Raw genomic sequence first — 21,700 nt, 5'->3', positions numbered from 1 at the left:
GGGAAATCGACCCTTCGAAACTCATGCGAAATCAAACAACTACTTCCGCTTCAGGCGACCAAGAAGGCCGCCCCTTTTTGCCTTCTTCACAGCGATGCGCCCGGTGACGATGTGCGATATCTGCGCGAAGGTCTCGGCGACCGGCGACTTCGGATCCGTCTCCGAAATCATGCGACCACTATTGGCCGCATTGCCGAACAGATTGATGTCGAACGGGATGATGGCGATCGGATCCGTCTCCAATGGCGCGCAGAATTCCACCGGGTTGATCTCGGGGCGCTTCGGCATGCCGACTTGATTGAGAATGAGATGCGGCGCCTTGTCGTTGGGACGCAGTTTGCGCAGCGCGTCAATCAGGTTCTTGGTGTTGCGCAGATTGGCAAGATCGGGTGCAGCGCAAATGACGACTTCATCGACAGCCGCAAGCACCGAGCGTGTCCATTCCGTCCACTGATGGGGTACGTCGAGGACGGCGACCGGCGCGCTGCGCTGAAGGACATCCAGGACGGGCAGGAATGCCTGACCGTCGAAATCATAAGCACGATCCAGCATGGAGGGCGCGGCCAGCAAGGACAGATGCTGCGAGCATTTGGTCAGCAGGCGATCGAGGAAGACCTCGTCCAGACGCTCCGGCGCATAGACTGCCTCGGCAATACCCTGAGCGGGGTCCTGGTCGAAATCGATGTTGGCCGTGCCGTACGGCAGATCGAGATCGGCAAGAATGGTTTCGGTCGAGAACAGGGTCGAGATTTCGAAGGCACAATTATGCGCGATTGTGGATGCGCCTACCCCACCCTTCGCGCCGACGAAGGCAATGCTGCGGCCGAGCGGCTCCGCGTCGGGGTCGATGAAAATCCCCGCCATCGCCGTCATGATATCGTTCATATCAACGGGCTGGACGATATATTCGGAAATGCCGTTGCGTATCAGTTCGCGGTAAAGGGCGATATCATTGTGGTAACCGACAATGATCACCTTGGTGCTCGGATCGCAGACGGCCGCGAGCGGCGCCAGTTCGGCCAGCAGATTGCGCGAATTTGCGCGCGTCTCGAGGACAATCAGATTGGGTGTCGGCGTCGAAGCAAACATGTTCGCAGCAGCGGCCGTGCCGCCGCTGGTGATCCGGAGGTTGACCTTGGACATGCGGCGATCGTTGACGCATCGGTCCATAACCTGCTGCAACTGCTCGCTTTCGCAGAAGACATGCACGGAAATGCGCGGCAGCGGCCGCATATTGTCGAGGTTGCCAGAGCGCGGGGCTTCCTCGGCCTCCGCGGCAGTCGATCCAATGTCGTAATCGATGGCGCTCATCACTTTATCCTGTTCTGCCGACCGCTTGCTCTCAATTTCCAGAACTGAACCCGCCGACGGTGGCCGTGCTGGTCGCGACCGAGCCGCTGCGATAATTGTCGATTATCTTGCCGCGCTGATCGGTATCGATCGGCGTCGTGGCGCGCGGCGAGATAAGATCCGTCGGGTTGGCGACCTGTGCCGCCAGGTTCTGCTGGGTCGCGCAGCCGAAATTGTAATAGTTCTGGTTGTCGAAGGCGTTGTCTGAGAGATCGTCGGGCCATTGGCCGCAAGCATTGGTGGCTGCCGTCGTCGCGGCGAAGCGCAGACGGATCGGAGCAGCGTCATCAGGACCACCGGCTGGATAATAGGTATCGACGATACGCCCCGACGGTATGCCATTTGCCACCATTTCCCGGCGAATCTGCCGGCGCAGCGCCGATGCGGCCAAAGTGTTCACCGACTGCCTTGGCGACAGTATTTCGACCGTGCCGGTCGCGTGCGCCCTATAGTCCTGAACGAAGCCGCGGACGGTGTCGCGCATGCCCGTGGTCAGGTGGCGGTCGCTGGCGGCCACCGGTATGTCGATATTATGTTCCTTCTCCGTCAAGACGATCGGGTGGCGCTGACGATAATCGTCATTGATGGCGCTGGTCGTCATGCGATCCCTTGAATCGGCACAGCCGCTGACGGCGACGGCCGTCAAGATCAAGACCGGGGCAATCAAGGCCAGCGTGGAGAAACGGGGCCGGCCGGTGCGGGGCGCGTTACGGTCGAGACTGGCCATCTTCTGATCTCTCGTTGATCCGGTTGAAAAGGTGCGCGTCATGCTCCGTGTCCCCTCATTTGTAGATGAAGCCAACGGTGCCGTGAAAATCGGCGTCGGCGACCGGCGGCGCATCCTTGCGGCCGTAAATCTTGTTGACACGGTTCATGAAGAAGCCGCTGACATCGTTGCTCGGCGAGAAATTGTCGTCAGGACGAGCAAGCTGACTGCGGGCCACCGGGCGGACCAGATAGGGCGTCGCGATGATGACAAGCTCGGTTTCGTCGCGCTGGAAGCTCTTCTGGCGGAACAGCGCGCCGAGGATCGGAATCTTCGAGGCACCCGGCGTACCGTTGGTGGTCTGCTGGATGGTATCGCTCAGTAGACCGGCCAAGGCGATTGATCCACCCGACGGCAATTCAACCGACGTATCGGCTGCGCGCTGGTTGTAGGTTGCCGTGCCAGCGTTAGCTGTGCCAACCGGATTGGAAACCTGGGTCTGCACATGCAGGGCGATCCGTCCGGCGGACAGCACGACAGGTGTGAAGGCCAAACTGATACCATAGGTGAAGGGGGTTACAGTGACAGTCCCGTCCTTGTTCGTGACGGCGTACAGCGTCTGACCGCCCGAAGTGAAGGTCGCGGCCTGACCGGAGATCGCAGTCAGCGTCGGCTCCGCCAGTGTACGAACGGCACCCGCCTGCTCCAGCGCGTTGAGATAGGTGCCGATACTGTACTTGCCGACGGCAGTTTTGAAGAGGCTGGCCAGACCGCCGCCGCCAGCCGCCGCAGTAGCGTCGGGCGAAATATTGCCCAGCTGCGCCACCGTCAGGCCAGAAGAGTTGCTGACAAGATTGTCGAAGCCGATCTGCTTCAGCACGCTGCGCTTGATCTCGGCGACGGTCACCTTGAGCGTGACCTGATCCTCGCCCTCGATTTGCAACATGTTGACGATCTGCGAGGTCTGCCGCCCTTCAGCGAAGAGAGCGACAGAGCTGTTGTCGCCGCTGCCTGTCGCCGTCGCGAAGCGAGTGGTTGCTTCACCGCCCTTCAGGAAGGCCTGGGCAAGCTGCACAGCCCGTGACGCATCCTGCGGCGTGCGTACGGTGCCTGTCAGGACGATATTGTCGGAAACAATTTCGACATTGATATCGGAGTCCGGGATGAAACGCTTGATATTGTCCTGCAGGCCGGCAATGTCGCGCTCGATCTGCAGGTCGAGGCTGACGATTTCCTTGCCGTCAGCACCGAAGACGAAGATATTGGTCTGGCCGACCGTCTTGCCGAAAAGATAGATGCGACGCGATGTGCGTGTCACAGCATCCGCCATTTTCGGATCGGAAACGAGAATATCATGTGCGTCGGCCGGCAGATCGACGACCAGCGCCTTGTTGAGACCAAGCTTCAAAGTGCGTTTCGTGCCGAGGCCGGCAATCGTAACGATGCTGTCGGAACCGCCTGCACGTGCGGCGGACATACGCAGAAAAGCCGGGATGTCCGCCAAGGGCAATCCCGCAAAAGCCACGGAAAACGAGAGAATTGCAGCAAGGGGAGAGCTGGCTTTCTTGTTGGTCTTGAACATGATCCCGCCCCTTCTCATTGTGGTTTCATTCCGGTTGGGCCATCGGTCACGATCGCTCCCGACTTGATGACTTGCACAAGGCCGCTGCCGCTGTCGCCGGCCAGCAGATAGTCGGCGGAGGTCGTATCCGGTTGCTGTGCGTCGGCGACGGAGCGCAATGCCAGCGTCAGCCGGTCGGCCATCTGGTGCGCGACGACCAGAACCTTTGTCTGATCCGGCGTCAGTTCCAGCGTCGCGGTCGCACCAACCGCAGCCTTGCTCCCGTCCTGCTTCTCCTCGATCTGCTGGTCGACGGCCAAGACACGCACGTTGCTGAGCACCGTCTCGGTTATGAGCTGCTGCTGCGCACCCTTGCGGACCATGATCACATCGACGCGGTCATTCGGAAGAATGAAACCGCCGGCGCCGGTCGCGACGGAAATCTCGGTGGCGACGGCCCGTTTGCCGGAAGGCAGCAACGAGGAAAGGATGCGGCTGTTGGAATCGACGACCTTTTCTTCCCGGATCGGCTCGCCCTCGAAAATCGGCAGGCGGACCACCGCGCCGTTCAGGTCTTTCAGCGCGTCGGGCCGCTCGCTCTCGGTGATAAGGCCCTTGACGATGCCGCTTTCCGGCCAGCCCATCCAGTGGACCGATTTCTCGTTCAGGCGCGATCCGACGGGCAGGTTGGCACTGGCAACGAGCACATTGATCGTCGCTTCCTTTTCCACCACCGCCGCAACCTGCGGTACGATATTGTGCGAACCAGCAAGACGCATCGCAAGGAGCCCGGCCATTCCTGCCGCGACGGCTGCCACTGCGAGTATTATTGTACGAGCGGGTTTCATAGTCATTCCTTGGGGAACAGGATTCTTCGCCCCGCAGAATGCTCAGCAATTGGTGTAATTATGGTTAATGGTGTATTACATCTACCATTACTTAACCATAATTACTTGAAGTAAATTAGAGAATATTCATATAATGATTTAATTTATACTCGCCGATTTCCGGCTTAGAGTGCCCCTTGGGTCGCTGCAATCAAGAGCGGCGAGGAGGGAAAGGCAAGGATGCCGCCGATGGCAATCGCAATGCCGTAGGGGATTTTTTTGGCGACCATCAATGAATTTGGCACGGGCAGACCAATGGCCATGATGATGCTGGCTTGCGATCGGAGCAGAACAATCAGAACCGTCACTACCCCGCCAATAAACGCGACATAGACGAGAAATACCACCAGGGAAGAATCGAAACCGAACCAGAGTGCTGCAGCAGCCAAGAGCTTCGCGTCGCCGCCGCCCATGACATTCAACGCAAAGAGTGCGAAGCAGGCAAAAAAGACAACGCTGGCGCTGGCAAAGTGCATGCCGATTTCCGTCACTGATAGTCCGAAAACGGGTGCTAATACCAAGAAAGAGACCGCGAGCGCCAAGGATACACGATTTGGGATCGTCATTGTCAGCAGATCGGAGATTGCCGCGATCGACATGCAGAGCGGAAATATAAGTAACGCTGCAGCGTCGAACATGCCATATCCCCTTTGTAAATATAAATATCGGAAACCGCCCATTTATTGAGCGGCTTCCGGGAAATGTTATGCCCTCAAGGCAAATATTTTACTTGGTACCAACACCGGTGCCAGACTTGTTCATCTGGGTGGAGATGTTGTTGAAGGTCGTGCTGAGCGTGTTGCCCAGGGTGGTTGCGCCGGCAATGATGGCGACCGAGATCAGAGCAGCGATCAGGCCGTATTCGATTGCGGTCGCACCGGATTCATCCTTCAGGAAGCGCGAAAAAAGCTTGGACATTGATTTACTCCACTCACTTTGTTGACAGCACGTCCGCCAACTGTTTGCCGTTGATCGGATGCGTTGAACCCTAGTCGCGCGCCGTTTCCATCGCTTTAAGGAAGTGGGTTAACGCAGTGTAAATTCCAAAGCGAAAATAGAATAGTTAACTCCAATTCATGTCTTTCCAAGCATTTTTAAAGAAAACTTTTAGGTTAAAAGAAATTATTAGGTACATGTATATTAGAATAATATGCGACTTGCCTCGTAATGACACGTATTTGTCGTGAAAAACGAAGAACGGAAGCCAGATGAGGGACACCAGCGTCATAATCACGCTATCGAGCGACGCCTTAATCGTTCATTCACCATTCTTTCTCATTCTGTGCGGTAAACATTTTCGACATCAACTCCAAGAGGCAAAGCCATGCCAATCGGCGGCAAAACCGCATTCCTTGCCGGCGTCGTCGCCCTGGCCAGCATGACACCACAGCTTTCCCAGGCTGCGGGAGAAAGCATGCTGCGCGTCTATATGGATCACGCGCGCGTATTGAAGCTTGACCGTCCCGTCGCCAAAGTCATCGTCGGAAATTCCCAGGTCGCCGATGCGACTGTCGCGGATCCGAAGACCATCGTGCTGACCGGCCGCAATTTTGGCACCACAAATATCATCCTGCTCGATGCTGACGACAATGCGATCGTGGACGAACAGATCCTGGTCTCGATCGATGAAGGCAATACTGTGCGCGTCTTTCGCCAGACCGATCGCGCCGTACTATCGTGCACACCCAATTGCGAACAGCACGCCCAGCAGAGCAATACCGCGACAGCCGCGCCAACTGGCCAGTAAGACGCTTTTGTTGATGCAAATATTCGAAAGAAATATTTAGGAATTACCCTCCAATCGATAATCCTGGTTTCCTTTAAATATGAAGAGAGAAGAGAAACGGATTATCAAGAAAGCATCTCTAGTTTCACCCGCAGGCAAATCGCCGCGGATACTCAACGATGCCAGACGATGATCTTCTCGGAAACAAGAGCCCAGCACGGCGGCGTGCCCGAGGTCGTTTGCGCGAATTCGTGCGCTCTCGCGACGGAACCGCGGCGATCGAATTCGCTTTGCTTGCCATTCCCTATTTCCTGATCGTCTTCGCGATCCTGGAGACCTTCGTCGCCTTCACCGCCGAGCAGGTCATTTCCAATGCCGTCGACACCCTGTCGCGCCAGATCAGAACCGGACAAATCACCGCAAGCAATACAACTCAGCAGCAATTCCGCCAGGCCTTCTGCAATGAGATCTCGGTGCTGATCACCTGCTCGTCATCGGAAGCGACGACGCCATCGAGCCTCTATCTCGATGTTGAAAACTACACCAGCTTCGCAGCCATGCCGACGACAGTTCCGCGCCAATCGTCGACGGATCCCTATTCCGATCTCAAGACCACCGGCTTTGCATTCGCACCTGGCGGCGCCAAATCCATGAACATGGTGCGCGCCTATTATCGATGGCAGATCATGACGGACCTCATGCGGCCCTATCTCACCAACATACGGCCGTCCGACGGCTCGATGCCGACGACCTACCTCATCGTCGCGACCGCTGCTTTCCAGAATGAGAACTATCCTTGAGCGGGCAAGCGAACATAATAGAGAAGGAGGGCACGTCCTTCGGTCTCCTGCGGCGCTTTGTACGCGACCGGCGCGGCGTCGGCGCGATCGAATTCGCCATTCTCTTTCCCGTGCTGCTAATGCTCTACCTCGGCGCTTTCGAGCTTACCGTCGGCCTCAGCTTCTCGAAGCGCGCCAGCCGCTCGGCCGGCTCGATCGCGGATATCGTCTCGCAGCAGTCGAGCGTCACGAAGTCGGTGCTTGCCACCATGCCGTCCGTGGCCAGTGCTATTTTCGCGCCCTATGTCACGACCGGCCTGACATTGAAGATTACCGGCATTGCGATCGACGCTACAGGAAATGCGACGGTGGCCTGGTCTTGGGCACAGGACGGGACGCGGCCCTATTCGGCCGGCACCGCGGTCACGATCCCCAGCAGCCTGAACCAGGCGAGCACGTTCCTCGTCCGCAGCGAGCTTGCCATCCCTTACCAGCTCATCAGTTTCGGCGCCAACTTCCTGCCGAGCGGCACCAACCAGATCACCATAAGCCGGCAGTATTACTATCGCCAGCGCGTCGGCACGTCGATCAGCTGCAGCGACTGCTGAGCGCGATCATCAAGACCAAGCTCGGCATTCCCAACCGAAACGGAAAATTGCCAAGTCGGTGGCTCCGTTATATGGGTGACGTCCAATGCACCCGGCGGAACCGCCGGGCGGCGATGATCTTTATCGGGTGATCCATGGCGCGCGCCTTTCTCTTCGTTCTGGACTCTTTTGGCGTCGGCGGCGGCCCGGATGCGGCAAGCTATGGCGACGAGGGCGCCGACACGCTCGGCCATATCGCCGAATTCTGTGCCGCCGGTGCCGCCGACCGCGAAGGCCTGCGCCAGGGACCATTGGTATTGCCGACCATGTCCGCCTTCGGGCTGCTGGAGATCGCCAAGGCGGCGACAGGCAGCTATCCCGCCGGAATGCCGCAGCCTGAGAAGCTTTATGGGGTCTACGGCTGCGCCAGCGAGGTTTCACGCGGCAAGGACACGCCATCAGGCCATTGGGAGATCGCCGGAACGCCTGTTATGTTCGATTGGGGTTACTTTCCGGTCGAGGGCGACGCCTTTCCGCCGGAGCTGGTGAAAGCCATCTGCGAGGCGGCCGATCTGCCCGGTATTCTCGGCAATTGCCATGCGTCCGGCACGGATATCATCGCCAGGCTCGGGGAAGAGCATATTCGCAGTGGCAAGCCGATCTGCTACACCTCGTCCGATTCCGTCTTCCAGATCGCCGCACATGAGCAGCATTTCGGGCTGGATCGGCTGATCGGCCTCTGCAAGATCGTGCGCACCCTGCTCGATCCCTATAATATCGGCCGCGTCATTGCCCGCCCCTTCGTCGGCGAGACGGCGGCAACATTCGAGCGGACCGGAAACCGCCGCGACTTCTCCGTGCTGCCGCCGGAACCGACCCTGCTCGACCGCCTCGTCAAGGCCGAACGCACCGTGCATGCGGTGGGCAAGATCGGCGATATCTTCGCCCATCAGGGCGTTTCCAAAGTCATCAAGGCCAATGGCAACATGGCTTTGATGGATGCCACGCTGAAGGCCATGGACGAAGCTGCCGACGGCGATCTGGTCTTCACCAATTTCGTCGATTTCGACATGGTCTACGGCCATCGCCGCGATGTGCCGGGCTATGCTGCGGCGCTCGAGGCCTTCGACGCGCGGCTGCCGGAAGTGCTTAAGAAAATGAAGGCAGGCGATCTCGTCATACTGACCGCCGATCACGGTTGCGACCCGACTTGGCGCGGCACGGATCACACGCGCGAGCGCGTACCGGTCATCGCCTATGGACCGGGAATCCGCTCGCGCTCCATCGGCATCCGCCAAACCTATGCCGACATCGGCGAGACGATCGCACAACATCTGGGCGTTGCGGCAGGACCGCATGGAAGGAGTTTCCTTTGACATCGCATTTGAAGAAGGTGGAGTTGCATTGCCATCTGGAAGGCGCGGCTCCGCCGGCGCTGACGCTCGCGCAGGCACGGAAATACGGCGTCGACACCAGCGCTTTCCTCAAGGATGGCATCTATCTCTGGAAGGATTTCGCCGAATTCCTCGTCTGCTACGACAAGGTTTCCGAGGTCTACCGCACAGAGGAAGATTATGCGCTGCTGACGGAAACCTATCTGGAAGAGCTTGCCGGCATCGGCACCATCTATAGCGAGCTCATCGTCTCGCCCGATCATGGGGACCGCATCGGCCTCGGCGCCGACGCCTATATGGCCGGGGTTTCTGCTGGTATTCGGGCCGCCAAGGCAAAGACCGGCATCGAGGCCCGGCTGATCGTAACAGGCGAACGCCACTTCGGCCCGGATCGGGTGGTGAAGGCGGCCGAATATGCGGCCAGGAGCGACAATCCGCTGATATCAGGTTTCAACATGGCGGGCGAAGAACGTATGGGCCGCGTCGCCGATTACGCCCGCGCCTTCGACATCGCCCGCGAGGCCGGTCTCGGCATCACCATCCATGCCGGCGAAGTCTGCGGCGCCTTCAGCGTTGCCGATGCCGTCGAGCTGGTCCGCCCCGATCGGATCGGCCATGGCGTGCGCGCCGTCGAGGATGCAGACCTCGTCAAGCGCCTCGCCGATCTCGGCACGGTGCTGGAGGTCTGCCCGGGCTCCAACGTCGCACTCAATGTCTTCCCGGATTTCCCATCGCATCCACTGCGCAAGCTGCGCGAGGCCGGCGTGCGGGTGACGATCAACTCCGACGATCCGCCCTTCTTCCATACGTCGCTCAAGCGTGAATACGAACTGGCGTCAACCGCCTTCGGCTTCAGCGACCACGAGATCGACGCCATGACCCGCACGGCAATCGAAGCTGCCTTCGTGGACGAGGCGACCCGGGCGGCGTTGCTGGCGAGGCTGTAAAGGCTGGATTCCAGGCCGCAGACTGGGGATGAAATTTCCCAAAGCGGCCTATTTTCTTGCACCAGAGACGATTTCCGTGAAAGAAACATCTCATATCGCGGAATTACTGGAAGGCTGAAACCATGGACGGCGTCACTGTCATCGATCACCCGCTTGTGCAACACAAGCTCACAATCATGCGCAAGAAGGAGACGTCGACAGGGAGCTTCCGCCGACTGCTGCGCGAGATCTCGACGCTGCTTTGTTACGAAGTGACGCGCGACCTGGAATTGACCATCGAGACGATCGAAACGCCGCTTCAGCCGATGGACGCGCCGATCCTCGAAGGCAAGAAGCTGGTCTTCGCTTCGATCCTGCGCGCCGGCAACGGCCTGCTGGAAGGCATGCTCGACCTCGTACCCTCGGCCCGTGTCTCGCATATCGGCGTCTACCGCGATCACGAGACGCTGCAGCCCGTCGAATATTACTTCAAGGCACCGGAGGATATCGCCGAGCGCCTGATCATCGTCGTCGACCCGATGCTGGCGACCGGCAATTCCTCGATTGCGGCGATCGACAAGCTGAAGGAACGTGGTGCCCACAATATCCGCTTCCTCTGCCTGCTGGCCGCTCCCGAAGGCATTGCCAATTTCCGCAACGCGCATCCGGACGTGCCGGTCTTCACCGCCGCGATCGACAGCCATCTGAACGAGAAGGGCTATATCGTGCCCGGCCTCGGCGATGCCGGCGACCGTATGTACGGCACGAAGTAGATTTCGCCGTTATATTTGCTTTTTACCCGGTGGTGTCCAACTGCCGGGCTTTTTATTGATTGCCTTAGCGGCCCTTCAGTAAAGTTGACTTACATATGGCGATGCCCGCAGGAGGGGCCTCGCTGATGCTTGTTCGCGTTCTTGTCTTTGCCGGCATCATCGCCGTTGCGGCCACCCAGGTGCCACCGCTCTTGACCGGGATCGCAAACAGAGAAAAGCCCGCGCCGGTGGAAACCGTTTCCGTTCCGCCGCAGAAGGCCGAACCGCCCAGCCTCTATGGCACCGTATTGCTGCACGCCGATGCGAGCGGCCACTATCAGGGCGATTTCAACCTTAACGGCCGACCGGTGCATGGGATGATCGATACCGGTGCAACCTATGTCGCGATCAACGAAAGCACAGCACGCAGCATCGGCTTCAGCAGCGTCGATCTGGACTATCGTTATCCGATGCAAACCGCAAACGGCACTTCCAAGGTAGCTCTCGTCAAGCTCGGGCGCCTGGAGATCGGCGGGATCAGGGTCCGCGATATCGACGCCATCGTGGCGAAGGACAGCGCGTTATCCACGACGCTGATCGGCATGAGCTTCCTGAAAAGGCTGAATTCCTATGGCGTCCAGAACAGCACATTGCGCCTGACGCAATAGGGCGGCCAAGCGTTTCGCAGAATCGCTCAACCGCTCCACTCTATTGTTTTGACGTCATATCCTGGTGACGATAACGGGCGGCAAGATAGGCGCAGTCTCAACGATGCGATAGTTGGCAGCCAGATCGGCCGTGGCCTTTTCCGCAGTTACCTCATCGGCGGCGTGAACGGTTGCGATGCGGCCGCCTTTGCTGACCCTGGTGCCGAGCGGCAGGATATCGCTGAAGCCAACGCGATGATCGATCTTGTCCTGCGGATGACGTCGTCCGCCGCCCAGATCGATCACGCTCATGCCGATCGCGCGGGCATCGCAGGTGCCGAGCCATCCATCGGAGGAGGCAAGAACGGGCTTTTGCACCGGCGCGGCTGTCAGATACCGATCGGGATTCTCAAGCAGATCGACCGGACCGCCGAGACCATGCACCATGCGGCCGAACACGTCAGCCGCCCTCCCGGAAGCAATGGCGTCTCGCGCCCTGCCCTCCGCCTCGGTGCTGTCCGCAGCAATGCCGGACTGAACCAACATCTCCACAGCGAAGGCCAGCACGATCGTTTCAAGCCGCGTGCCCGCCTTGTTGCCCTTCAGGAAATCCAGGCAGTTGCGAAGCTCGACCACATTGCCGGCGGCATCGGCCAGTGGCTCATTCATATCGGTGATCAGGGCGGAGGTTTTCACGCCGGCGCCCTTGGCGACATCCACCAGCGCGCGCGCCAGTGTCTCCGCCTCCTCCTGCGAGGTCATGAAGGCCCCATTGCCGATCTTGACGTCAAGCACCAAGGTTTCCAGCCCCGCCGCCAGTTTCTTCGACAGGATCGAAGCGGTGATCAAGGGTACGGAGTCGACGGTTGCGGTGACATCACGCACCGCATAGAGCTTGCCGTCGGCGGGTGCCAAAGCGCCGGTCTGGCCGATGATGGCGCAGCCCACCTCGTCCACCACCTTGCGAAAGCGCGCCGCATCCGGGGTGATCCCGTAGCCGGGAATGGATTCCAGCTTGTCGAGCGTGCCGCCGGTGTGGCCGAGGCCGCGACCGGAGATCATGGGCACGGCGAGGCCGCATGCGGCGGCAATGGGGGCCAGCATCAGCGAGACGTTGTCGCCGACGCCGCCAGTCGAATGCTTGTCGGCGATCGGCCTGCCGATGCCGGACCAGGAGAGCGTATCACCGGAGCGGGCCATGGCGAGCGTCAAGGCCACGGTCTCATCGCGCGTCATTCCGCGAAACCACACGGCCATGGCAAAAGCGCCGATCTGGCTTTCCGCCAGTTCGCCAAGCGCCAATGCACCGATGAAATCGTCGATATCGGCAGCCGACAGCGCGGCGCCGTTACGCTTCAGCCGGATGATTTCCTGCGGGATCATGAGTTCAATAGCCTGAGGAGGCCGTCTTCGACTCTCCGCCGGCCAATACGTTCAGGATATCGTCAAGCAGGCTCGACGCACCGAAACGGAAGGTCGATGGCATGGCCCAGTCGGGCGCCATGATGGTCTCGGCAAGGCTTAGGTAAAGCGCCGCGTCGGCGACGGAGCCGATGCCGCCGGCCGGCTTGAAGCCGACCTTGCGGCCGCTGGCGCGGATCGCCCGCAGCATGATGTCCGCCGCTTCGAGCGTCGCATTGACGGGAACCTTGCCGGTTGAGGTCTTGATGAAATCCGAGCCGGCGTCGATGGCGAGTTCGGAGGCGCGCCGGATCAGCGCGGCGTCCTTCAATTCGCCGGTTTCGAGAATGGTCTTCAAGATGACTGGCCCCTTGCACTCGGCCTTGACGGCAGCCACCATGTCGGTGATGGCCTGTTCATTGCCGGCCAGAAATGCCTGATAGGGAATGACCACATCGATCTCGTCGGCGCCGTCGGCAATGGCTTCGCGGGCCTCGGCTGATACGTCGGCCACCTCCATGTCGCCGGCCGGGAAGTTCACGACAGTCGCGATCTTCACGACATGGTCGGTTCCGAGAATGCTGCGGGCCTGAGCGACGAAGCGCGGCCAGATGCAGATCGCGGCGGTATTGCCATAGGGGGATTGTGCGCGGGCACAGAGCGTCTCGATCTGGGCGGGCGTGCAATCATCCTTGAGATTGGTGAGATCGAGAAGGGAAAGCGCAACGGCCGCCGTTTCTCTGAGGGAATGGCTCGTCATTGGGGATCTCCTCCGTCGGCAATCATTTCTTTCAAGATGGCGGCGAGACGGGCGCCGCCGACCGGAGCCATGTCCTTGGTCTCGTCATGCGAGAGTTCGCCGCCGGTCATGCCAGCACCATAGTTAGTGATGACTGAGGCAGCGGCAACCCTCAGGCCGAAAAGACGTGCCAGAATGACTTCCGGCACGGTCGACATGCCCACGGCATCGGCACCGAGGATGCGCGCCATGCGGATCTCCGCCGGCGTTTCGAAACTCGGTCCGGAAAACCACATATAGACGCCGTGCGACAGCTTGATCTCGGCCTTTTCCGCCGCCTTGCGCATGCGCATGATCAGGTCGGTATCATAGGCGCTGGTCATGCCGACGAAGCGCTTGTCGCTTTCTTCGCCGATCAGCGGGTTCATGCCGGAATAGTTGATGTGATCGGTGATCTGCATCACCGATCCGGGTGCCATCTCCTCCCGCAACGATCCGGCCGAGTTGGTGAGAATCAGCGTCTCGACGCCGAGCGCCTTCAGCGTCTCGATCGGCACGCGCATGGCGTTGGCGTCGCCCTTTTCGTAGTAGTGCACGCGGCCGGACAGTATGATAACAGGCACGTCGCCGAGCTGGCCCGCGACCAAAGTACCGGCATGACCGGAAACGGCGCTGACGGGGAAACCAGGCAGATCGGCATAGGGAATGCGCACGGCATCGCCAACCTCATCGACGAGAGAGCCGAGGCCGGAGCCCAAAACGACGCCGTAGCGCGGCTTCAGATCGCCGAGCTTTTTGGTGAGGATTTCGACGGCGGCGCTCATCCCAGCATCTCGGTTTCAAAGCTGAAGGGCAGCATCTCGTCCATGGTCATGGTCTTCTTCACGCCGGCCTCGTCGCAAAGGTAGATGCGTGTCTCCTTGCTGGCGAATTCGGCGATCTTCTGCCGACAGCCGCCGCAGGGCGGGCAGAGCGGCAGCTTTTCCGCAATCACGGCCATCTCGACGATCTTCTTGGCGCCACCCATGATCATGTGGCTGATCGCTGTGGGTTCAGCGCACCAGCCCTGCGGGAAGGACAGGTTCTCGACATTGGCGCCGGTATAGATCTTGCCGTCCTCGGCGCGGATAGCCGCTCCAACGGGAAATTTCGAATAGGGAGCATGGGCGAAAGCCATCGCCCCGCGGGCGGCCTCGAACAGATCATGCGACATGGACTAGCGCTCCTTGGTATAGGGCACGCCACCGGCCTTGGGAGGCTTGGCGACACCGATAAAGCCTGCGAGCAGGATGCAGGTGAGGATATAGGGCAGCGCCTGGAAAATCTGTACCGGCACTTCGCCGATACCCGGAACCGCCTTGCCCTGCATGAAATTGGCGAAGGCATCGAGGAAGCCGAACAGAAGGCAAGTGAACATGACCGGCACCGGCTTCCACTTGGCGAAGATCAGCGCCGCAAGTGCAATATAGCCCTTGCCCGCCGACATGTTGTTGATGAAGGCGGCGGACTGGGCGATGGCAAGATAGGTGCCGGAGAAGCCGCAGAGAATGCCGGCGACGATCAGCGAACGATAGCGCAGCCACTCGACGGAGATACCGGCCGTATCGACGGCACCCGGATTTTCCCCGACGGCACGCAGCCGCAGGCCGAACCGGGTGCGATAGAGGATCCACCAGGAAATCGGCACGGCGAGGAAGGCGAGATAGGTGAGGATATTGTTGCCGGAAATGACGTTGGCATAGAGCGGCCCAATGAACGGCACGTCACGCATGGCATCGACGCCGGGCAGCGTGATCGAGGCGAAGCGCGCCGAGCCCGGCAGCGTCGGCGTGCGGCCGCCCTGGCCGAACCAGGCCTGTCCGAGCACAATGGTCAAGCCGGCGGTCAGGAAGTTGATGGCGACGCCGGAGACGATCTGGTTGCCGCGATTGGTGATCGAGGCGAAGCCATGAAGCAGGCCGAGGACGACCGATATCGCAATGCCGGCGCCAAGCCCGGCCCAGGCCGAACCGGTGACGGAGGCGACACAGGCCGCAGCGAAGGCCGATGCCAGCATCTTGCCTTCGAGGCCGATGTCGAAAATGCCGGCACGCTCGGAAAACAGGCCCGCAAGCGCGGTAAAGATCAGCGGAATCGACAGGCGGATGGTCGAGCCAAGTATGCTGATGAGAAGATCATAATAGTCCATCATCCGATCCTCACGCCCTGGCGAATTTTTGATAGATGCGCGCAAGCGCAGGTCGGAACATATATTCCAGGGCGCCGGCGAACAGGATGACGAGGCCCTGGATCACAACGATCATGTCACGCGTGATGTTCGGCATATCAAAAGAGAGCGCGTCGCCGCCCTGGTAGAGAATACCGAACAGGATCGCCGCCAGAATGATGCCGAACGGATGGTTGCGTCCCATCAGCGACACGGCGATACCGACGAAACCGGCGCCGAGCACGAACTCCACCTGCAGGCGCGCGGAGGCTCCCATGACCGGATTAAGTGCCATCATACCGGCGAGACCGCCTGATATCAGCATGGCGATGACGACCGTGCGCGCATAGGGAATGCCGGCATAGACGGCGGCGGTCGGGCTGAGGCCGAGCGTGCGCATTTCATAGCCGAGCTTGGTGCGCCAGACGAGAACCCAGACGAGAAAACACATGACCAGCGCGATGAGAAAGGACACGTTGAGCGGCGCTGCCCCGATGGTCGAGCCGAAGATGCCCATCAGCCAATCGAGCTTCGGAAGTTGGCCGCCCTCGAGAAAGGTGCGGGTTTCCGGTGCCATCTTGCCTGGCACGATCAACACATGCACCAGGATGAAATTCATCATCGCCGAGGCGATGAAGTTGAACATGATGGTGGTGATGACGACGTGGCTGCCGCGCTTGGCTTGCAGCCAGGCGGGAATGAGAGCCCAGAGCGCGCCGAAGATGGCCGCGCCGATCACCGCGAAGGGCATCGTCACATACCAGGGCACGTATCTGTCCAGCGCCAGCGCCACCAGGGCGCAACCGAGACCACCGACATAAGCCTGGCCTTCGGAGCCGATGTTGAACAGACCGGCATGGATGGCGACGGCGACGGAAAGGCCTGTGAAGATGAAGCTGGTGGCATAGTACAGAGTAAAGCCGATACCCTCACCGCTGCCGAGAGCACCCTGCAGCAGCAGCACAAGGGCATCGAGCGGGCTCTCGCCGATGAACCAGACCACGAGGCCGGAAATCAGAAAAGCAACGATCAGGTTGAGGATGGGGATCAGGCCGTAATTGATCCAATTTGGAAGTGGAACGGAAGCAGTACTCATCAAGGCCTCATGCCGCAATGCCGGCCATCATCAGGCCGAGCGTTTGTTCACCGGCCTCAGCCGTTTTTTCACCGACGATATGCCCGGCGAACATGACGAGGATGCGGTCCGACAGCGCGCGGATTTCATCCAGCTCCACCGAAACCAGCAGGATCGCCTTGCCGGCATCACGCATCTCGATGATGCGCCGATGGATGAACTCGATGGCGCCGATGTCGACGCCGCGCGTCGGCTGGCCGATCAGCAGCGCTTTCGGATCGCGCTCGATCTCGCGGGCGACAACGATCTTCTGCTGGTTGCCGCCGGAGAAGTTGGCGGTCTTCAGCCGCGCATTCGGCGGGCGGATATCGTATTTCTCGATCTTCTCGACGGCATCCTTGCGCATGGCTTCGAGATCGAGCATTCCGCCCCGGCCGTATTTGACGTCGCGGTGATAGCCGAGCATCGAGTTCTCGTATTCCTCGAACTTGAGGACGAGGCCCATGTGATGGCGGTCCTCGGGGATATGGGCAAGGCCCAGGTCGCGCAGGGCGGCAGGATCGGCCATGCCGATCGGCTTGCCGTGCAGATGGATCTCGCCTGAGGCCGGCTTGCGGATGCCGGCGATCGCCTCCAGCAATTCGGACTGGCCGTTTCCGGCCACGCCGGCGATCCCGACGATTTCTCCCGCACGGACATCGAAGGAGACGTTGTCGACCATGGTGACGCCGCGCCCATCCTTGACCGTCAGATTGCGTACCGACAGCAGGACGTCGCCGGGATTGGAAGCACCCTTCTCGACGCGCAACAACACGCGGCGGCCGACCATCAGCTCCGCGAGTTCCTCCACCGTGGTTTCCGCCGTCTTGCGGGTGGCGACCATCTCGCCGCGGCGCATCACCGATACCGTGTCGGTGATCGCCATGATTTCGCGCAGCTTGTGAGTGATCAGGATGATCGTCTTGCCCTGATCGCGCAGCACGCGGAGAATACGGAACAGATTGTCGGCCTCGGCTGGCGTCAGAACGCCTGTGGGCTCATCGAGGATGAGGATCTCGGCGCCGCGAAACATTGCCTTCAGGATCTCGACGCGCTGCTGCTGGCCGACGGGAAGCTCCTCGATCAATGTGTCCGGATCGACCTCCAGGCCGTAATCCTTCTCCAGACGACTAAGCTCGGCGCGCGCGGCTGCGACGCCCTTGGCGAGCAACGCGCCGCCTTCGGCACCCAACATCACGTTTTCGAGCACGGTGAAATTATCGACCAGCATGAAATGCTGGTGCACCATGCCGATGCCGGCGGCGATTGCCGCCTGGCTATCACGGATGGCGATGGGATTGCCGTTGATGCGGATCTCGCCGCTGTCGGCGTGATAGAATCCGTAGATGATCGACATGAGCGTCGATTTCCCGGCACCGTTTTCGCCGATGATCCCGTGGATCGAGCCTTTGGCGACGGTCAGGTTGATATCTTTATTGGCGTGGACAGCACCGAATTTTTTGTCGATGCCCACGAGCTCGATGGCAGGTGTTTGGCTCACTATAGGGGGCTCCAGAAACCAGATTCCGGATAAGAAAAGGGCGTATGACGTTTTGATCCGTCATACGCCCTTGTTTCATATCAGCTCTTCGGGCAGGCGTTGTCGGTCGTATAGTCGTGGACCTTGACGGTGCCGCCGATGATATCGGCCTTTGCCTTGTCGACCGCAGCCTTGATTTCCGGCGTCACGAGCGGCTTGTTGTTGTCGTCCATGGCGACGCCGACGCCCTCTTCCTTCAGGCCGAGCTCCTGCGTGCCGGGCGTGAACTTGCCGTTCTTGGCATCGCTGAACGCGTTGTAGACGGCGAGGTCGACGCGCTTGACGACGGAGGTCAGAACGGAGCCCGGATGCAGGTAGTTCTGGTTGCTATCGACGCCGATCGACAGCTTCTTGTTGTCGGCGGCCGTCTGCAGCACGCCGAGGCCGGTCGCGCCGGCAGCCGCGTAAACAACGTCGGCGCCCTGGTCGATCTGGTTCTTGGTGAGCTCGCCGCCGCGGACCGGGTCATTCCAGGCAGCGCCCGTCGTGCCGGTCATGTTCTGGAAAACTTCGATCTTCGGATTGGCAGCGCGTGCGCCCTGCTCGTAGCCACACTCGAACTTGCGGATCAGCGGGATGTCCATGCCGCCGACGAAGCCGACCTTGCCGCTCTTCGAAGACAGCGCAGCCATGACGCCGGCGAGATAGGAGCCTTCGTTTTCCTTGAACTTGACGGAGCGGACGTTCGGCAGATCAAGACTGTCGTCGATCAGCACGAATTCGGTCTTCGGATATTCAGCAGCAACCTTCTGAAGAGCAGAGGTCCACGCGAAAGAAACGGCGATGACCGGATTGAAGCCCTTGCTGGCAAAGTTGCGCAGCGCCTGTTCGCCCTGGGTGTCGCCCGTCGGCTCGAAGTCGCGATAGGCGATGCCGGTTTCCTTCTTGAACTTTTCAGCGCCATTGTAGGCAGCTTCGTTGAAGGACTTGTCGAACTTGCCGCCAGTTCCGTAGACGATTGCCGGCTTGATATCGGCCGCAAGCGCCGTTGCCGACATGGCAGCCAAGGCGAAAAGGGTCAGAAGGGATTTTTTCATGAGTTGCAGCCCTGTTGTTGCTATCTTTGTTGGGTCCTCCCGCAAGCCCGTTGGCCGGACATGTCTGCGGAACCGCCGGCCTCCCCCGAGGCCAAGCTGGCGCATCCTTGCATGGCTGCACGAAAAATTCACGAGAAATTTTTCAGTTGGTAAAGATTTGTGGGAATTGCCAAAAACCCGTCCAAAGGGGCCGATTTTTGAACAATTTCGCTCTCAAACTGCGATTTTATTAGCCAGCGAGGCGGTCGTCGAACGTCCGGCAGCCGTTGGTTCGGCGCTTCGCATTCCCTTTGCAAGACCGCCCGAGGGCGTTCCCGTCACTGCCAAACTCCCCAAAATGGCACAGGTCCCGACGGCTCTTGCATAGCGCTTCAGACACTGAAGCGACCGGCAACCGGCGGCCGCTTGTAGGCGACCATCCAAAGGAGCAGCGCGAGCACCAGGAAAACGGCAAAGGCCGGCTGGAACAGCAACCATTGCATCGCCAGATCATAGAATTGCGGATGGACATAATAGGAGATCATCGAGCGGAGCGTCGCCAGCGACGATGGGCTGACATCGTTCCAGGCATCGCCCATCGGGGTCATCACCACAGCCGATGCCGCGACCGACTGGATGGAATCGATGGTGCCGGCAATGACCGCAACCACCAGCGCGACAAGGCTGGCGAAACGCAGCAGGAAACGCATGAACCCCTCCGGATACTCAATTATCCTCGGCCATACACGTTTGGCCGGTCGCGTTCTTTTTCCGTCCTTCTGTTTAGATAGGTTGAGAATGGGACAAACGCAATGGAGGAGAAGCGCGTAGTTTTTTGTCCAGAAGTCAAAAAACTGTCAGATTCAGGTTGATCCCAGAAAATTCATCGGTATATATCGCGCCGTTCCCACGATAGCTCCTTTATCGGACGCGAAGTGCAGATGGACAGGTGGCCGAGTGGTTTAAGGCGCACGCCTGGAACGCGTGTGTACGTGAAAGCGTACCGTGGGTTCGAATCCCACCTTGTCCGCCATCCAACGCTACAGCGTGATGTAACTCTCTATCCTCCGCAATAACCGGCGATCAGCGTGCGCTCGAGAGCGTGCTCCGCATGGACCTGCGCAGCAGGAGCACCCCGCAAAATTGGAGGGCGCCAATGACCAGCGGCCCCGCGGATCAGCGTATAATGCACGCCGAACGCTGTAAGAATGGCATCGAGATCCGTGCCGTCGAAACCGTCATCCCTCGTCTTTTGATGACCGTTTCCTCGCGGCCGGGTGCAAAATGCAGTTCCCATCCAGCCTGAAACAGCAGCGCTGCGGCCGCTCCGCAAAGATCGCGGCACTGCGGCTCACCGACGATTGGGCCACGCGCCTACTCACGGCATGCACGCGCTCCGCCGAGGAGCTGGCACCGCCGGCACGGGATCTTTTCGAGCATCTGGCAGTAAAGTAACCACAGCGCCCTCTTGGAAAAACGAAGCAGGATCGAATAGGTTCGTTCGCGTTGCTGCCTGGAGGAGGCAGCGCGTTGGGAGGTCAGCATGGAATTTCAGGACGACGGTCTCGATCGATTCGAGGCGGAGGGCGCAGCGCCCTTGCCGCACGCAGAGACGGAAGGACACGTCGATCACGACGGCGCTCGCATATGGTATGCGGCCTACGGCAGCGGCGCCCCGGTGATCCTCCTTCATGGCGGGCTCGGAAACAGCGGTAATTGGGGCTATCAGGTGCCGGCGCTGATCGACGCCGCCCATCGCGTCATCGTCATCGACAGCCGTGGCCACGGTCGCAGTACGCGCGACATGCGACCCTACACCTACGAGCTGATGGCTACCGACGTTCTGGCCGTGATGGACAGGCTGGGGGTCCGAAAAGCCGCCATCGTCGGATGGAGCGACGGCGCCTGTACGGGTCTCATTCTCGCAAGAACCCATCCGGAGCGCGTTGCCGGCGTCTTCTTCTTTGCCTGCAACATGGACCCGAGCGGTACGAAGGAATTCGTGGCCACGCCGGTCATCGACCGCTGCTTTTCCCGCCACACCAAGGATTACACGGCTCTGTCGTCAACACCGGATCAGTTCGATAGCTTCGTTGAGGCTGTCGGCCTGATGCAACGAACGGAGCCGAACTATACCGCCACCGATCTCGCCGATATCGATGTGCCCGTTGCCATCGTGCATAGCGAGCATGACGAGTTCATCAAGCGCCAGCACGCCGATCACCTCGCGCGGCACATCCCCGGCGCGGAATTGATCCTTCTGACCGGCGTCAGCCATTTCGCCCCATTACAGCGACCAGCGCAGTTCAACGCCTCCCTTCTTCCCTTCCTTGCGAGGATTTCGGCCTGATATCAGATTCAGTTGCGCA

At 59.9% G+C, this 21,700-nt stretch carries 24 protein-coding genes and 1 tRNA gene; 10 read left to right on the top strand and 15 right to left on the bottom strand.

All coding sequences use genetic code 11. From position 1 onward, the window contains the following. Nucleotides 1-39 precede the first annotated feature (39 nt). The 6 genes from FHT29_RS08905 to FHT29_RS08880 form a co-directional block, all read right to left on the bottom strand. The gene (locus FHT29_RS08905) at nucleotides 40-1,311 is read right to left on the bottom strand and encodes a hypothetical protein (RefSeq protein ID WP_037200994.1); all 1,272 of its coding nucleotides are present in this window, start codon (nucleotides 1,309-1,311) and stop codon (nucleotides 40-42) included. 31 nt (nucleotides 1,312-1,342) lie between these two features. After that, nucleotides 1,343-2,077 carry a CpaD family pilus assembly lipoprotein gene (locus FHT29_RS08900; protein ID WP_047560027.1) on the bottom strand — a complete coding sequence of 245 codons (735 nt, stop codon included), beginning with the start codon at nucleotides 2,075-2,077 and terminating at the stop codon, nucleotides 1,343-1,345. 55 nt (nucleotides 2,078-2,132) lie between these two features. Continuing rightward, nucleotides 2,133-3,638, bottom strand: coding sequence for a type II and III secretion system protein family protein (locus FHT29_RS08895; protein ID WP_047560025.1), 1,506 nt, complete (start codon nucleotides 3,636-3,638; stop codon nucleotides 2,133-2,135). 14 nt (nucleotides 3,639-3,652) lie between these two features. Next, nucleotides 3,653-4,465: a Flp pilus assembly protein CpaB gene (gene cpaB, locus FHT29_RS08890; RefSeq protein WP_047560088.1), complete on the bottom strand. Its 813-nt coding sequence runs from the start codon at nucleotides 4,463-4,465 to the stop codon at nucleotides 3,653-3,655. 164 nt (nucleotides 4,466-4,629) lie between these two features. Continuing rightward, complete coding sequence (locus tag FHT29_RS08885) at nucleotides 4,630-5,142, bottom strand: prepilin peptidase (protein WP_037200396.1); 513 nt, start codon at nucleotides 5,140-5,142, stop codon at nucleotides 4,630-4,632. A gap of 88 nt (nucleotides 5,143-5,230) precedes the next feature. After that, the gene (locus FHT29_RS08880) at nucleotides 5,231-5,422 is read right to left on the bottom strand and encodes a Flp family type IVb pilin (RefSeq protein ID WP_037200394.1); all 192 of its coding nucleotides are present in this window, start codon (nucleotides 5,420-5,422) and stop codon (nucleotides 5,231-5,233) included. A gap of 406 nt (nucleotides 5,423-5,828) precedes the next feature. On the opposite strand from FHT29_RS08880, the gene FHT29_RS08875 reads away from it, so the two are divergent. The 7 genes from FHT29_RS08875 (at nucleotide 5,829) to FHT29_RS08845 (ending at nucleotide 11,336) form a co-directional block, all read left to right on the top strand. Beyond that, nucleotides 5,829-6,251 carry a pilus assembly protein N-terminal domain-containing protein gene (locus FHT29_RS08875; RefSeq protein ID WP_037200393.1) on the top strand — a complete coding sequence of 141 codons (423 nt, stop codon included), beginning with the start codon at nucleotides 5,829-5,831 and terminating at the stop codon, nucleotides 6,249-6,251. Nucleotides 6,252-6,409: 158 nt separating this feature from the next. Beyond that, on the top strand, nucleotides 6,410-7,030 hold the full coding sequence (locus FHT29_RS08870) for a TadE/TadG family type IV pilus assembly protein (protein ID WP_037200391.1): 621 nt from the start codon (nucleotides 6,410-6,412) through the stop codon (nucleotides 7,028-7,030). Nucleotides 7,031-7,044: 14 nt separating this feature from the next. Next, nucleotides 7,045-7,617 carry a TadE/TadG family type IV pilus assembly protein gene (locus FHT29_RS08865; RefSeq protein ID WP_052212516.1) on the top strand — a complete coding sequence of 191 codons (573 nt, stop codon included), beginning with the start codon at nucleotides 7,045-7,047 and terminating at the stop codon, nucleotides 7,615-7,617. 134 nt (nucleotides 7,618-7,751) lie between these two features. Continuing rightward, nucleotides 7,752-8,972, top strand: coding sequence for a phosphopentomutase (locus FHT29_RS08860; protein ID WP_037200390.1), 1,221 nt, complete (start codon nucleotides 7,752-7,754; stop codon nucleotides 8,970-8,972). Next, nucleotides 8,969-9,937: an adenosine deaminase gene (locus FHT29_RS08855; protein ID WP_047560022.1), complete on the top strand. Its 969-nt coding sequence runs from the start codon at nucleotides 8,969-8,971 to the stop codon at nucleotides 9,935-9,937. The genes FHT29_RS08860 and FHT29_RS08855 overlap by 4 nt, the downstream gene beginning before the upstream one ends. A 122-nt stretch (nucleotides 9,938-10,059) precedes the next feature. Further along, entirely contained in the window at nucleotides 10,060-10,689 is a 630-nt protein-coding gene (gene upp, locus FHT29_RS08850; RefSeq protein WP_037200387.1) for a uracil phosphoribosyltransferase, read from the top strand. Between the two features lie 125 nt (nucleotides 10,690-10,814). Continuing rightward, nucleotides 10,815-11,336, top strand: coding sequence for a TIGR02281 family clan AA aspartic protease (locus FHT29_RS08845; protein ID WP_047560084.1), 522 nt, complete (start codon nucleotides 10,815-10,817; stop codon nucleotides 11,334-11,336). Between the two features lie 54 nt (nucleotides 11,337-11,390). On the opposite strand, the gene deoA is transcribed toward FHT29_RS08845, so the two are convergent. From deoA to FHT29_RS08800, 9 genes are all read right to left on the bottom strand, one after another. Further along, a complete protein-coding gene (gene deoA / locus FHT29_RS08840) occupies nucleotides 11,391-12,698 on the bottom strand; it encodes a thymidine phosphorylase (protein ID WP_168599590.1) in 1,308 nt (435 codons plus the stop codon). Between the two features lie 4 nt (nucleotides 12,699-12,702). Then, nucleotides 12,703-13,476 (bottom strand): deoxyribose-phosphate aldolase, encoded by a 774-nt coding sequence (gene deoC / locus FHT29_RS08835; protein WP_168599589.1) that lies wholly within the window; start codon nucleotides 13,474-13,476, stop codon nucleotides 12,703-12,705. Continuing rightward, nucleotides 13,473-14,279: a purine-nucleoside phosphorylase gene (locus tag FHT29_RS08830; RefSeq protein WP_047560013.1), complete on the bottom strand. Its 807-nt coding sequence runs from the start codon at nucleotides 14,277-14,279 to the stop codon at nucleotides 13,473-13,475. Before FHT29_RS08830 ends, deoC begins: the two co-directional genes overlap by 4 nt. Beyond that, nucleotides 14,276-14,668, bottom strand: a complete 393-nt coding sequence (locus FHT29_RS08825; protein ID WP_047560011.1) for a cytidine deaminase — start codon at nucleotides 14,666-14,668, stop codon at nucleotides 14,276-14,278. The genes FHT29_RS08830 and FHT29_RS08825 overlap by 4 nt, the downstream gene beginning before the upstream one ends. 3 nt (nucleotides 14,669-14,671) lie before the next feature. Continuing rightward, complete coding sequence (locus FHT29_RS08820; RefSeq protein ID WP_037200398.1) at nucleotides 14,672-15,643, bottom strand: ABC transporter permease; 972 nt, start codon at nucleotides 15,641-15,643, stop codon at nucleotides 14,672-14,674. Nucleotides 15,644-15,653: 10 nt separating this feature from the next. Further along, nucleotides 15,654-16,757, bottom strand: a complete 1,104-nt coding sequence (locus tag FHT29_RS08815) for an ABC transporter permease (RefSeq protein WP_037200380.1) — start codon at nucleotides 16,755-16,757, stop codon at nucleotides 15,654-15,656. A gap of 7 nt (nucleotides 16,758-16,764) precedes the next feature. Then, nucleotides 16,765-18,276 (bottom strand): ABC transporter ATP-binding protein, encoded by a 1,512-nt coding sequence (locus FHT29_RS08810; protein WP_047560007.1) that lies wholly within the window; start codon nucleotides 18,274-18,276, stop codon nucleotides 16,765-16,767. A gap of 80 nt (nucleotides 18,277-18,356) precedes the next feature. Next, nucleotides 18,357-19,352 (bottom strand): BMP family ABC transporter substrate-binding protein, encoded by a 996-nt coding sequence (locus tag FHT29_RS08805; protein ID WP_037200377.1) that lies wholly within the window; start codon nucleotides 19,350-19,352, stop codon nucleotides 18,357-18,359. Between the two features lie 371 nt (nucleotides 19,353-19,723). Further along, nucleotides 19,724-20,041: a hypothetical protein gene (locus FHT29_RS08800; protein ID WP_034512015.1), complete on the bottom strand. Its 318-nt coding sequence runs from the start codon at nucleotides 20,039-20,041 to the stop codon at nucleotides 19,724-19,726. 233 nt (nucleotides 20,042-20,274) lie between these two features. On the opposite strand from FHT29_RS08800, the gene FHT29_RS08795 reads away from it, so the two are divergent. The 3 genes from FHT29_RS08795 (at nucleotide 20,275) to FHT29_RS08785 (ending at nucleotide 21,681) form a co-directional block, all read left to right on the top strand. After that, a tRNA-Ser gene (locus FHT29_RS08795) sits at nucleotides 20,275-20,364 on the top strand. Between the two features lie 251 nt (nucleotides 20,365-20,615). Beyond that, nucleotides 20,616-20,786 (top strand): hypothetical protein, encoded by a 171-nt coding sequence (locus FHT29_RS08790; RefSeq protein WP_246703013.1) that lies wholly within the window; start codon nucleotides 20,616-20,618, stop codon nucleotides 20,784-20,786. An 88-nt stretch (nucleotides 20,787-20,874) separates the two neighbouring features. Beyond that, the gene (locus FHT29_RS08785; RefSeq protein ID WP_168599588.1) at nucleotides 20,875-21,681 is read left to right on the top strand and encodes an alpha/beta hydrolase; all 807 of its coding nucleotides are present in this window, start codon (nucleotides 20,875-20,877) and stop codon (nucleotides 21,679-21,681) included. Nucleotides 21,682-21,700 lie beyond the last annotated feature (19 nt).

It is taken from the genome of Rhizobium sp. SG741 (assembly GCF_012275435.1).
Taxonomy (GTDB): Bacteria; Pseudomonadota; Alphaproteobacteria; order Rhizobiales; family Rhizobiaceae; genus Rhizobium; species Rhizobium lusitanum.
Note: the sequence above shows the minus strand (reverse complement) of the source record. Positions and strands in the feature narration are given on the sequence as shown.

Bases quoted from the DNA above. Each gene is read 5' to 3' on its own strand.
- FHT29_RS08905 (WP_037200994.1), bottom strand. From the start codon at position 1,311: ATGAGCGCCATCGATTACGACATTGGATCGACTGCCGCGGAGGCCGAG.
- FHT29_RS08900 (WP_047560027.1), bottom strand. From the start codon at position 2,077: ATGGCCAGTCTCGACCGTAACGCGCCCCGCACCGGCCGGCCCCGTTTC.
- FHT29_RS08895 (WP_047560025.1), bottom strand. From the start codon at position 3,638: ATGTTCAAGACCAACAAGAAAGCCAGCTCTCCCCTTGCTGCAATTCTC.
- cpaB (WP_047560088.1), bottom strand. From the start codon at position 4,465: ATGAAACCCGCTCGTACAATAATACTCGCAGTGGCAGCCGTCGCGGCA.
- FHT29_RS08885 (WP_037200396.1), bottom strand. From the start codon at position 5,142: ATGTTCGACGCTGCAGCGTTACTTATATTTCCGCTCTGCATGTCGATC.
- FHT29_RS08880 (WP_037200394.1), bottom strand. From the start codon at position 5,422: ATGTCCAAGCTTTTTTCGCGCTTCCTGAAGGATGAATCCGGTGCGACC.
- FHT29_RS08875 (WP_037200393.1), top strand. From the start codon at position 5,829: ATGCCAATCGGCGGCAAAACCGCATTCCTTGCCGGCGTCGTCGCCCTG.
- FHT29_RS08870 (WP_037200391.1), top strand. From the start codon at position 6,410: ATGCCAGACGATGATCTTCTCGGAAACAAGAGCCCAGCACGGCGGCGT.
- FHT29_RS08860 (WP_037200390.1), top strand. From the start codon at position 7,752: ATGGCGCGCGCCTTTCTCTTCGTTCTGGACTCTTTTGGCGTCGGCGGC.
- upp (WP_037200387.1), top strand. From the start codon at position 10,060: ATGGACGGCGTCACTGTCATCGATCACCCGCTTGTGCAACACAAGCTC.
- FHT29_RS08845 (WP_047560084.1), top strand. From the start codon at position 10,815: ATGCTTGTTCGCGTTCTTGTCTTTGCCGGCATCATCGCCGTTGCGGCC.
- deoA (WP_168599590.1), bottom strand. From the start codon at position 12,698: ATGATCCCGCAGGAAATCATCCGGCTGAAGCGTAACGGCGCCGCGCTG.
- deoC (WP_168599589.1), bottom strand. From the start codon at position 13,476: ATGACGAGCCATTCCCTCAGAGAAACGGCGGCCGTTGCGCTTTCCCTT.
- FHT29_RS08830 (WP_047560013.1), bottom strand. From the start codon at position 14,279: ATGAGCGCCGCCGTCGAAATCCTCACCAAAAAGCTCGGCGATCTGAAG.
- FHT29_RS08825 (WP_047560011.1), bottom strand. From the start codon at position 14,668: ATGTCGCATGATCTGTTCGAGGCCGCCCGCGGGGCGATGGCTTTCGCC.
- FHT29_RS08820 (WP_037200398.1), bottom strand. From the start codon at position 15,643: ATGGACTATTATGATCTTCTCATCAGCATACTTGGCTCGACCATCCGC.
- FHT29_RS08815 (WP_037200380.1), bottom strand. From the start codon at position 16,757: ATGAGTACTGCTTCCGTTCCACTTCCAAATTGGATCAATTACGGCCTG.
- FHT29_RS08805 (WP_037200377.1), bottom strand. From the start codon at position 19,352: ATGAAAAAATCCCTTCTGACCCTTTTCGCCTTGGCTGCCATGTCGGCA.
- FHT29_RS08800 (WP_034512015.1), bottom strand. From the start codon at position 20,041: ATGCGTTTCCTGCTGCGTTTCGCCAGCCTTGTCGCGCTGGTGGTTGCG.
- FHT29_RS08790 (WP_246703013.1), top strand. From the start codon at position 20,616: ATGCAGTTCCCATCCAGCCTGAAACAGCAGCGCTGCGGCCGCTCCGCA.
- FHT29_RS08785 (WP_168599588.1), top strand. From the start codon at position 20,875: ATGGAATTTCAGGACGACGGTCTCGATCGATTCGAGGCGGAGGGCGCA.